Raw genomic sequence first — 2,771 nt, 5'->3', positions numbered from 1 at the left:
ACCCGCTGGAGAAGGTTCCCAGGCGCTCCACCTTGCCTTCCCGGCCCCCGTGCGCCAGGGCGATTACGGTCGTTTCCTTATGGACATCCATGCCTGCGTAGATATGCTTTTTTCTCATGCGCTTGTCTCTCCTGTATTGGTTATTGAATACTTGTGGCTCTGCCACGCTTAACGGCAGGGTAACCCACGAACAAAGGGAGGCAAGCGCTCCACTTTCAGATGGCCCAGCACACGACCATTAAGATTAGAAGGAGAAAAAATATGAAAAAACTAATTACCCTATTACTATCCCTATTTGCACTTTCGGCCAACTCATACGGCGATAATTACAAAAGCATATCGATTACTTCCGAGTCAGAAACAAAAGACCCTATTTCGGTGGATGCAGCCTTTAGTGAAGTCCACGAATTTCTCAGCGACTCTGCGATATGGGTAAACGAAGAAAAATGGAATAAGGATAACGCGATTCCTAAAATCAAAGAATTAAACGAGTCTGAGGTTTCATTCATGAGCGGTCTGAAAAACCGAAAAGACATGATCAGCCTGAAAAAAACCCACGACAAGATGATTACCCTATCCGCTATAATCGAAAATAAAAACGAATTCCAAACGAACGATATAGAAGAAAGCCTTCGAATGATTGAAAAGATCATGAAGAAGCATTTCCCCAATACGACTGCCATCACCCAAGAATACAAAAAGGATCTAATAGCTAACAAAAATTTCTAACCAGACGTTTCAGACAACGAGCGCAAGCGCTCGTCGTCTGAACTTGTCGTTAGAAGAGAAATGAAGCCCCAAAGATTCAACTACGAACACACTCACACTTTCACACGTGAAGAGTACATTTACTTGATCGGGCTATTCTCAAAGAAGAGCAAATCTCTGCGAATCCTTATCTCTGCATTGATCGGGTTCATTTTCCTATTATCCAAGTATACACTTATCATTGGCATTGTCATCTTGGGAATGGTAGCGATGGCCCTTATCCTAGGAAAGAAAAGTGCAAGTACGTTTAACCGGTGGTTCACTAATTCGAAATTTCTACAGGGAGAAGTGACCTATCAACTAAACGAAAGCGGTCTTCGACTTAGATGCAAAAACTTGGATATTCGAGCGACCTGGGACATGGTTTCGGTTTGGGAAGATAAAGAAGGTTGGCTCAGAATCTCATGTGAAGCCATTCCTAACCTATATTTCAAAACATCAAAACTTAAAGAAGCAGGTGTTTTTGATTCAGTCATCGATCTTTGCAATAAATATGGAGTTAAGTTTAATTCCGAAGAAGCAAAAATGATTTCTAACAAGTCAGGTCATACAACTCCGGCCATCGCTCCGCGATGACCTCCGCGTATGGCTTCGACGTTATACAAAAAATGAAGAAAGGAATCATCATAGGTGTTACCATTTTAGTCGTGGGTACCCTGAGCATCGTTTTGCTAGCTCCAAAGAGCGTAGTTGAAGCCTCCTTCTCCAATCTCAGTGAGAAAAACGAAATAGAAGCGAAAGCACCTTGGCTGCCTTTTAGGAGTGGAGCTATTTACGTTTTTGCTGAGGGCGAAGTCACCGGAAAAGGAATCCTTCACATTTACTCTAACCGACGCCGGGACCACCAAATCCACACCTTTGAAAATCAAACATTCAGTGTTCAAATGAGCGAACCCGAAGCTTGGGTCGATGACCTGCAAGTCGAATGGGAACCAATCGTGGTTCTGAATGGAGATATGGATCTATTCATTGGTTGTGGAGATGGACAGGATGAACTTCAAAGTTGGAAACAAAATAGAAAAGAAGTATAACCAGTCGTTTCATACAACTCCGGCATCGCTCCGCGATGCCTACGTCGTATGAACTCAGCGTTGTGAAGAAAAAGAATGATCAGGTTGTATTGGAATACTAACCACAGATTTCACAGAGAACACAGATTTGATCCTGCAACGAAAAAGAAACTGATCCTGCATTGAAGATAAAAAAGCACCCTACTCAACGAGACAGAAAGAAGCAGCAAGACAGACCGACCAAAAAGAAAAGATTAATGATGATCAACTTGTGGTACCGAGTCGAAGACGACATGACCACAAGAGACCAAAATGATTAGTGGCGAAGCATTCAAAAGATTGGCCATGCGACAAGGCGACCACAGACTAACTCAAACAAATTATCACAACCAGGCAGCTCACACAATGTCGGCAAACGCCCGCCTCTTTCTTAACGACCGCATGGAAATCAACATCACAACAAATGGAACCTCAACCGAAGCCGCCATCGTGTGGCTTTGACGATATGCAAACGGAAGAAAACGGATCAAAAACACCCAACGACCCAAAATGGAATCTGTTCGGCACACTCTTCGCGCTTCTTTCAATATGTGCACCTTTTTACTACTCGAAATACGACCCCACAGGGGGATATGATTTCATGGGCTATGGAAGATTGTTTTATGTAGTAATAACGATAGCTATACTATCACCGACTGGGATAGCATTTGGAATGGCTTCCCTAGCCCGCGAAGAAAGATGGAAAGCATTAACGGTCTTGGGTTTCATCATCAACGGATTCTTCTGCTTCGTACTAGCTGCGATTCTAACGATATTACTATGGAATTACTAAAAACTAAGCATATCAAGTCGTCGCTCACAACTCCGGGGGCTGCGCCCCCTCCGCGTGAGGACTCTGCGATGGGGAGAGATAGAAATTTCAAATATAACCAACGAGGCGACGTATCCATTTTCTAATTCTACAAATAAGAAAAGATCTCCTGCATTGTTGAG

General features: G+C 43.3%; 4 protein-coding genes. All 4 read left to right on the top strand.

Going from position 1 to position 2,771, the window contains the following annotated elements; all coding sequences use genetic code 11:
* The first annotated feature begins 261 nt into the window (after nucleotides 1-261).
* The 4 genes from QEH53_RS23440 (at nucleotide 262) to QEH53_RS23425 (ending at nucleotide 2,610) form a co-directional block, all read left to right on the top strand.
* Entirely contained in the window at nucleotides 262-729 is a 468-nt protein-coding gene (locus tag QEH53_RS23440; RefSeq protein WP_309025666.1) for a hypothetical protein, read from the top strand.
* Nucleotides 730-789: 60 nt separating this feature from the next.
* A complete protein-coding gene (locus tag QEH53_RS23435) occupies nucleotides 790-1,344 on the top strand; it encodes a hypothetical protein (RefSeq protein ID WP_309025665.1) in 555 nt (184 codons plus the stop codon).
* A gap of 32 nt (nucleotides 1,345-1,376) precedes the next feature.
* A complete protein-coding gene (locus tag QEH53_RS23430; RefSeq protein WP_309025664.1) occupies nucleotides 1,377-1,799 on the top strand; it encodes a hypothetical protein in 423 nt (140 codons plus the stop codon).
* Between the two features lie 442 nt (nucleotides 1,800-2,241).
* Nucleotides 2,242-2,610 carry a hypothetical protein gene (locus tag QEH53_RS23425; protein WP_309025663.1) on the top strand — a complete coding sequence of 123 codons (369 nt, stop codon included), beginning with the start codon at nucleotides 2,242-2,244 and terminating at the stop codon, nucleotides 2,608-2,610.
* The last annotated feature ends 161 nt before the right edge of the window (nucleotides 2,611-2,771 follow it).

Origin of the sequence: Pelagicoccus sp. SDUM812002 (genome assembly GCF_031127835.1) — a bacterium.
Lineage (GTDB): Bacteria > Verrucomicrobiota > Verrucomicrobiia > Opitutales > Opitutaceae > Pelagicoccus.
The sequence above is the reverse complement of the archived record's forward strand: the minus strand, read 5'-3'. Positions and strand labels throughout refer to the sequence as shown.

Coding starts and splice junctions, on each gene's coding strand:
- QEH53_RS23440 (WP_309025666.1), top strand. CDS start 262: ATGAAAAAACTAATTACCCTATTACTATCCCTATTTGCACTTTCGGCC.
- QEH53_RS23435 (WP_309025665.1), top strand. CDS start 790: ATGAAGCCCCAAAGATTCAACTACGAACACACTCACACTTTCACACGT.
- QEH53_RS23430 (WP_309025664.1), top strand. CDS start 1,377: ATGAAGAAAGGAATCATCATAGGTGTTACCATTTTAGTCGTGGGTACC.
- QEH53_RS23425 (WP_309025663.1), top strand. CDS start 2,242: ATGGAACCTCAACCGAAGCCGCCATCGTGTGGCTTTGACGATATGCAA.